This window comes from Streptomyces lushanensis (assembly GCF_001700515.1).
Lineage (GTDB): Bacteria > Actinomycetota > Actinomycetes > Streptomycetales > Streptomycetaceae > Streptomyces > Streptomyces lushanensis.
In genome coordinates, this window is the sequence record NZ_MAUD01000071.1 from 1 (window position 1) to 7062 (window position 7062).

Annotated in this window: 8 protein-coding genes; 1 reads left to right on the forward strand and 7 read right to left on the reverse strand. The window is 73.3% G+C overall.

Going from position 1 to position 7062, the window contains the following annotated elements; genetic code table 11:
* A partial coding sequence (locus BFF77_RS06290; protein ID WP_211280170.1) for a bacterial transcriptional activator domain-containing protein occupies positions 1-316 on the forward strand: 316 nt, incomplete at its 5' end.
* 226 nt (positions 317-542) lie between these two features.
* Here the strand turns inward: BFF77_RS06290 and BFF77_RS35475 are convergent.
* From BFF77_RS35475 to BFF77_RS06325, 7 genes are all read right to left on the reverse strand, one after another.
* Positions 543-1295 (reverse strand): discoidin domain-containing protein, encoded by a 753-nt coding sequence (locus tag BFF77_RS35475; protein ID WP_169922617.1) that lies wholly within the window; start codon positions 1293-1295, stop codon positions 543-545.
* 632 nt (positions 1296-1927) lie between these two features.
* The gene (locus tag BFF77_RS06300) at positions 1928-2509 is read right to left on the reverse strand and encodes a phage tail protein (protein WP_066944674.1); all 582 of its coding nucleotides are present in this window, start codon (positions 2507-2509) and stop codon (positions 1928-1930) included.
* On the reverse strand, positions 2510-4456 hold the full coding sequence (locus BFF77_RS06305) for a putative baseplate assembly protein (protein ID WP_066944676.1): 1947 nt from the start codon (positions 4454-4456) through the stop codon (positions 2510-2512).
* Positions 4453-4866, reverse strand: coding sequence for a GPW/gp25 family protein (locus BFF77_RS06310; protein ID WP_066944678.1), 414 nt, complete (start codon positions 4864-4866; stop codon positions 4453-4455). The genes BFF77_RS06305 and BFF77_RS06310 overlap by 4 nt, the downstream gene beginning before the upstream one ends.
* Positions 4867-4873: 7 nt before the next feature.
* The gene (locus BFF77_RS06315) at positions 4874-5155 is read right to left on the reverse strand and encodes a PAAR domain-containing protein (RefSeq protein ID WP_066944680.1); all 282 of its coding nucleotides are present in this window, start codon (positions 5153-5155) and stop codon (positions 4874-4876) included.
* 82 nt (positions 5156-5237) lie between these two features.
* On the reverse strand, positions 5238-6383 hold a 1146-nt coding region (locus BFF77_RS06320), incomplete at its 5' end, for a VgrG-related protein (RefSeq protein WP_245703283.1).
* 421 nt (positions 6384-6804) lie between these two features.
* The coding region (locus tag BFF77_RS06325; protein ID WP_141698369.1) for a LysM peptidoglycan-binding domain-containing protein at positions 6805-7062 on the reverse strand (258 nt) is incomplete at its 5' end.

Sequence of the window (7062 nt, forward strand, 5' to 3'; positions counted from 1 at the left end):
GGGCGAGCTGCTGCCCGAGGACGGGCTGGCCGAGTGGCTGGCCCCCGACCGGGAACGGCTGCGCCGGGAGGCGGCGGGTTCGGCGGTGGCGCTGGCCGAGATACGGCTCGGCCAGCGCCGTCCGTCGGACGCGGTGGAGGCGGCCGAACTCTGCCTGGGGATCGACGGATTCCGCGACGCCGCCTGGCGGGTCCTGATCCGGGCATGCGAACAGGCCGGCCTCGCCGCCGACAGCGCCCGGGCCCGTCGCGGCTACGCCGACATGCTCGCCTCCCTGGGCCTCCCGCCGTCCGCCGCCATGCCCCATCCGGTCTAAGGGCTGTCCCGTAATCGCTGACGGGTCGGCGTGTGGCGTCGGATGCGGTACATCGCAAGGCGGAGGGACGTCCCCGTACTGGACGTCCCCGTACTGGGCGTCTGGGGACGTTGCGACAACGCGGCGAGGTGCCGTGGCTGTCGTCGCGCGCCCAGCATGGACTACGGGACAGCCCTTGGCGGGGCCGACCGCGCGCCCGTACCGCCCGGGCAGGGCGGCCCCGGGGTCAGCGCCTGCCGAAGAACTCCACCTCCGCGATCGCCGTATGCCGGTTCTTCTCCCCGGCCCCGTAGCTGGACCTGATGACGAACCGCACCGCCCGGATGTCCGTCCCTTTGAGGTCCAGGGTCTGAGGTCCCGGTTTGTCCTCAAGCCTCAGTTCCCTCTTCTCGACCTCGCCGTTGGGGCCGCTCAGCTCGGCGTCGAGCACGGAGGGCCGGGCCTGCTTGAGGAAGTCGTCCCTGTTTGCGGAGATCCCGCCGTGGATGATGACCTTCTCCAGCCTGACCGGCTGCTCGAAACGCGCCTCCAGGTACTGCCCCTGACCGGCCCCGGCCGTCGCGGGCGCCCAGTACCCGTTGTTCGAGCCGTCGAAGGCGTCCGCCGCCGGATGGGCCTTGAGCTGGCTGGACGCCTCCGCGAACCTCGGGTTGACGGGGGTGGTCCTGGCCGTCCGGTCCAGGACGGAGTTGACGGCCCCGCTCAGGTAGGACCGCGCCAGGAAGCCCCCGCCCAGGAGCACCACCAGCGTGAGCGGGATCGCGAGGCTCGGCCGGCGCCAGGCGCGCCCCGCGGGGCGTTCGCCGGCTGTCAGCCTGCGGGGGGTCCGCCGGAAGATCCGCCGCAGCAGCCGCTCCCACCACGACAGCCGCTCCTCGTTCGCCCTTCGTGCGACAAGGACCGCGCCGCAGCGCACGCACAGGGTGCGGGTGCGCGGGTTGGCCTCCGAGCAGTCCGGACAGACCAGGTCGTGGACCACGGTCCCGGAAGCGGTCGCGGTTCCGGTCTCGGACCCGCCGGAGGCGGTGCCCGGCGCCGGGTCGTCGTCGGCCGGGTCCGCCGGCCGCTCCCCCGGGCGCCGGACGGTACCGGGGATCCCCGCCGGCGCCGACGGCGTCCGGGGCCGTACCGGGGCGGCAGGGCCGGCCGGATTCGCCGCCGCCGGTCCCGGCCGTGCTTCGGGCCCGGCCTCCGGTCCCCGTGCCGGAGGCGAAGGCGGTGCCTGGGCCGGCGCCCGGCCCTCGGACGGAGGTGCGGCCGCGGTCGCGGGGACCGGAGGCCCGGCGGGTACGGTCCGCGGATGCGCCGATTCCGGTGTGGGACCGGCCGGGGGTACCGCCGGACCGGTCCCGCCGGACGGCGGCTCCGCCGGAGCTCCGGTCTGCTCAGGGGCCACGACACCGCTCGCCGCCCCCGAAGCCGAAGCCACGGACCCTCGGCCGGCCGGCCCGGAGACCGCCGCGGCCGGAGCGGTTCCGGCCCCGGCGTCCCCGCCGCCACCGTCCCGTGTGTCCGGCTCCCAGTCCAGGAAGAGCTCGCAGGACCCGCAGAACACCGTGCCCGGCGCGTTGCGGTGGCCGCAGTCCGGGCAGATCAGCCCGGCACCGCCGCTCATGACGCGTCCGCGAGGGGCAGCAGTTCGACGTCGTAGCCGACATGCGCCGGCACTTCCTCGCCCACCAGCCGCCGCAGCCGGTCCGCCTCGGCCTCGCCCGGGTCGGCGACCCGCAGCCGGACGGTGACCCGGGGCCGCCCGCCGGCCTGGCCGGGCAGCGGACTGCGCGGGGTCACGGACCACGACGCGCCGCCCGTCTCCTCGATTTCCGGTTCCGCGCCGAACCCCAGCCGTACCGCGTCGGCGAGCCCGCCCCGGGTGCCGCGCCGCCGGTGCCGCTCCATCGCCCCGGTGACGGCGGCCCGCCGCTGCTCGACCGGCAGGCCCTCAACGGTTCCGGCGCCCTGCCCGGTGTCCGGTTCCGCGGCCACCCAGGTCGCGACCCACGACAGGAAGTCCTCCGGGGCGGTGCGCGGATCCAGGTGGGCGGGCAGGTTGTCGAGGGTGAGCAGCACCGGCGCCAGTACCTCGTCGAGCCCCTCCAGGAACCGCTGAAGGAAATCCTGCCCCAGGTACACGGCGGGGAGCTGGTACATCAGGGGGTGGGGCGTCGGCAGCCCCGGGACGGTTCCGCGCATTCAGGACTCCCGCACTCTGAGTTGATGCTCGTAGGAAAAGACCAGGGCGTACGGGTCGAGCACGATCCTGGTGGTCTGCTCGGCCCGCTGACCGGTCAACGGGTCGGCCGGGAAGAGCCGGACGTCCTCCACGAGGTCGACGCCGGGCACCCGTTGGAGCACCGCGTACACCTCGCCCGCGTGGATCGGCCGGCCGAACGGCCAGCCCTGCCCCGCCGGTCCGCCGGTCACCGGGTTGAAATAGCCGTACAAGGCCGCCAGCGCCTCGGTGCGGATCCAGTCGGCGACCGCGCCGCGGGCGGCCAGGACGGATGCCACGACGGTGACGCCCTGGTAGTAGGGCGGCTCCACCACCAGGCGGGTGCCGATGGGGCGCCGTTGGTCCAGATGGTCGGCAAGGGCGCGCAGCGTCTCCTGGGGCGGCACCATGTCGTCGAACCGCAGCCGCCCCTGTTCGTCGCCCTGGACGGCGGGCACCACCAGCAGCCGTACCCCGCTCTCCTCACCCTCCCCGGCGGGGACGCAGCACACCCGCGCGGCGTCCGGCGCGACCTCCCGGGCCAGCTGCTCGTAGTCGCGCGGGACGACCGCCCGGTACAGGCTGCGCAGGGTCATCGGCCCGCGGACCTTCGCGTTCTCCACGCTCTCGCCGTCGACACCGCCGACGGCCGCCCGGCGGTTCTCGGCCCGCGCGACGAACGGCAGCGAGCTGCGCAGCACCCGCAGTGCTCCCTTGGCCACATTGCCCCGGTGTCCCCCTCCCGTGCGGTAGGCGCGGATCCGTACGGGCGCGCCCTTGGGGGGAACGGCGCCGTAGGAGCGGACCGTCCCGTCGGGCTCCCGGACGGCCGGGCCGAAGTCGACCCGGCCGGAGTTCGGGTCCAGTGTCAGGTGCTGTTCCTCGGGGCCGGACTGGGCGAAGTCGTCGACGCGACTCCACAGCGACCAGCCCGAGCCGTCCGCCACCTGGACGACGAACGGCTCGTCGCCGGGGACGACGGGCGGCCTCGCGACATGGAACGACTGGCCGGGCACACCCTCGGACAGGCCCAGGACCTCGTCCCTCACGGTCTCGGCGTGCACGGCGTCGACCGTCCCCCCGATCGTGAACGCCGCCGCCTCGCGAACCGTCGGCGACTGCAGGTAGGTGGGCTGGCCCGGCTCGGCGGGTACCAGCCGGCAGCGCACCCACCCGCCCGGCTTCTTCACCATGACGGACTCCGTGTGGGTGCCCGGCAGATGCAGGACGACCTGACCGGGGCGGTTTAAACCGCCGGTCGTGTCCTCCTCCACGTCGCAGCGCGCCCACACCTTGCCGTCCCACGCCTCCCAGCGCAGGGGCGGGCGCAAGGGGTCCACGCCGACCCCGTCGACCCGGCAGTCCAGGCGCAGTACGACGACGCCGGCGGGCACGGGGTTGGACAGGCCGAAGTACAGAGCGTCCCCGGGGGCGGGTGTCGCGCCGAAGCAGGGGACGTCCCGTGCCAGGGCGAGTTCCTGGGTACGGTCGGTGGCGTCGCCCCCGTGGTGGCGGGTCGCCAGCCGGTCCAGAGCGCACGGCTCGATCTGCAGGTCGCGGGACGTGGTGAAGACGACCGCCTCCTCGCTCTCGGTCCGTACCGTGGCGACCTCGGCGCCCGCTCCGACACGTACGGTCTCGGGCTGCGGCGCGGACAGCCAGAACGTGACGTCGGTGCGGGCGGCGGTCGGCGGGTGCAGCCGTACGCCGATCAGGTCGAGGAAGGAGAGGTAGCTCTTCTCCGGCACACGATTGAGCCGGTAGAGGAGCTGGTCGACCATGGTGGCGAACGCCTCGATGAGGGTGACGCCCGGATCGGAGACATTGTGGTCGGTCCATTCGGGGCAGCGCTGCTGAACGAACCGCTTGGCGTCGTCGACGAGCCCCTGGAACCTGCGGTCGTCGAGATTGGGGCTGGGCAGTGTCACTGACCTGCGCCTTCCTCGTGCGGAGGGATCACATAGAAGGGGAAAACGAGGTTGCGGGGGTCATTGGTGCCGCGCACGAAGTAGCTGATGTCGATGTACAGCACGCCGTCCTCGACGGCGTCGAACCGGACGTCGATGCCCGCGACCTCGATCCTGGGCTCCCAGCGGTCCAGCGCGAGCCGGACCTCGTACGCGAGTTGGCCGGCGGTACCCGCGTCGGCCGGCGCGAACACGTAGTCGTGGACGGCGCAGCCGAACTCCGGGCGCATGGGCCGCTCGCCGGGGCTGGTGGCGAGGACCAGCCGGATCGATTCCTCCAGTTCCCGCTCGCCGTGCACCAGGGCGATGGACCCGGTGGCGTCGGTACGCGGCGGAAACGCCCAGCCCGCTCCGACGAACTGCTCCCCCATCGGTCCGTCACCCGCCGATCAGCACGGTCGGGCAGCCCGCGACGATCGGGGCTCCGCAGGCGGCGGTGTCGCCCATCCGCGCGGCGGGCCTGCCGCCGATCAGCACGGTGGGACAGCCCGGCGGGACGATCACGGACGGCGGGTGGACGGCCGGCGGCGGGAAGGCGCAGGTGTGCGTGGTGCCGACGGTCGCGGCGGGCATGCCGCCGATGAGAACGGTGGGCACACCGGGCGGACCCACCACTCCCGGATGGCCGGTGGCGTCGCCCACGCGAGCGGCGGATGGCATGACGGGTACTCCCCTCGGTCGTGACGCGCGTGCGCGTTCACCTCATGGACCGTCGCGCCGGGGCGGCCGGCGGAACGGTCCGTCAGTTGATCTTGACCAGGCCGGCGTTGATCGAGCACATCGCTCCGCCCTTGATCTCCGTGCGCGAGGTGCCGTTGACGGCGACCTGAGTGCCCTTCACATCCACTCCGCCGCTCGTCCTCAGCCCCACCTGGCCGCTGCCGCCGTCCACTTGGACGCCGGTCTGCGCCGTCACCTTCACCGACTTGCCGATCAGTTCGAGCGTGCCGCTGCCCGCGTCCATCAGCGCGCCGTTCCCCGCCTTGACGGTGACCTTGTCCTTGGCGTCGATCTCCACCGTGCCGTCGCTGTGCACGACGATCCTGGTGCCCTTGCGGTCCAGGTCGATGGTGAGCTTGCCGTCGCCGGTGACCATCCGCACGCCCTGCGCGCCGGAGGCGTTGTCGAGCAGTTCGAGCTGGTTGCCGCTGCGGGAGGAGAACGACCGCCGGTTGACGGCGCCGCTGGTGCCGTCGATCAGCTCGCCGCTCCCCGTGGACGGCTTGTCCTGCCCGTTGAACAGACAGCCGAGGACGTACGGGCGGTCGAGCCGGCCCTGCTCGAAGCCGACGAGCACCTCGTCGTTGACCTCGGGGACGAACGCCGAGGTGCCCTTGCCGTTCTTGCCCCCGCCACCGGCGGACTGCACGGTGCGCGCCCAGTCGCTGACGTACTCGTCGGAGAGCCAGGGGAACTTCACTTTGACCCGGCTCAGCTTCTCCGGGTCCTTGGTGTCGGTGACCAGGCCGATGACGATTCCGTCCACCTCGGGGCCCCGGCCGGTGGCGCCACCGGCCAGCGCCGACAGTGAACGCTCCTGCTGCCCCGAGACCGTCACCCACGTCTCGTAGCCGCGCAGCGCGTCGAAGACATGCCTGGACGACGTGACGGTGTACCGGCCCTCGAACGGTGCGCCGACCCCGGAGAGCGCCACCGCGCCGCCCGCCCGGACCTCCGGATTGCCCCGGATCACCGCCTCCATCTCGGCGAACGCCCCGGCGATCCGCTGCGCCAGGGCCTTGGCGGCCTGCTCGACCCGGGCCTGCTCCCCGTACGCGGTGTCGGTCACCACGTAGTCCGCCTTGCCGAACGGGCCGACCGCGTCCGCCGGGCTGATGCCCAGCCGGACCGTGTCGGCCTTGCCCGCGTCGGCCCGGCCGACCAGCGCNNNNCCGCCGAAAGACCGGCGCGCCGGGCGACCTGGCGGCAGATGTCGGCAATGGTCATGTTCTGGTAGCCGACGACCCGGCGCCCCCGGAAGAGCCGGTGCGCCTTGTCCGCGCCACGGACGATGGTGAACGTACCGGTCTCGTCGAAGTCCATCTCCAGAGCGGTGACCTCGCCCTTGAGCAACGGTTTCGGCGACCCTCCGGACCCGGAACCGGCCAGCAGCCGCGCCTCGACGCCGATCTTGATGCCCGCCTTTTCCAGCAGGACCCGGCTGGGGTCGCGGAAGCGCAGTACGAACAGGTCGGGCAGGGTGCGGCTGTCGTCGACGTACCCGTCCACCAGGGTGTTGGCGAGATCCGCCGGAAGCTTCGTCCCGCCGATCTCCACGACCAGGGTCTTGGCAACGGTGTCGTTCGCCATCAGGCATCACTCCGGCCGGCGCCGGGCCCGTACGAGGCCGCTTCCGCCACGGTGTCGAGTTCGTCGGCCGAGGGCAGCAGCAATTCGCGCCCCTCCGCCAACCGCAACGGGTCGTCGATCCCGTTGATGTCGGCGATGACCCGCCAGGCCGCCGCGTCGCCGTACTCGGCCCATGCCAGGGCCTGGAGCGTGTCGCCGGAGCGGAGCCGGTGGACGCGGCGGGCGGCGAGCGCCCCCGATGTCGGGTTCTGGCCGGC

Coding starts and splice junctions, on each gene's coding strand:
- BFF77_RS06300 (WP_066944674.1), bottom strand. CDS start 2,509: ATGCGCGGAACCGTCCCGGGGCTGCCGACGCCCCACCCCCTGATGTAC.
- BFF77_RS06310 (WP_066944678.1), bottom strand. CDS start 4,866: ATGGGGGAGCAGTTCGTCGGAGCGGGCTGGGCGTTTCCGCCGCGTACC.
- BFF77_RS06315 (WP_066944680.1), bottom strand. CDS start 5,155: ATGCCATCCGCCGCTCGCGTGGGCGACGCCACCGGCCATCCGGGAGTG.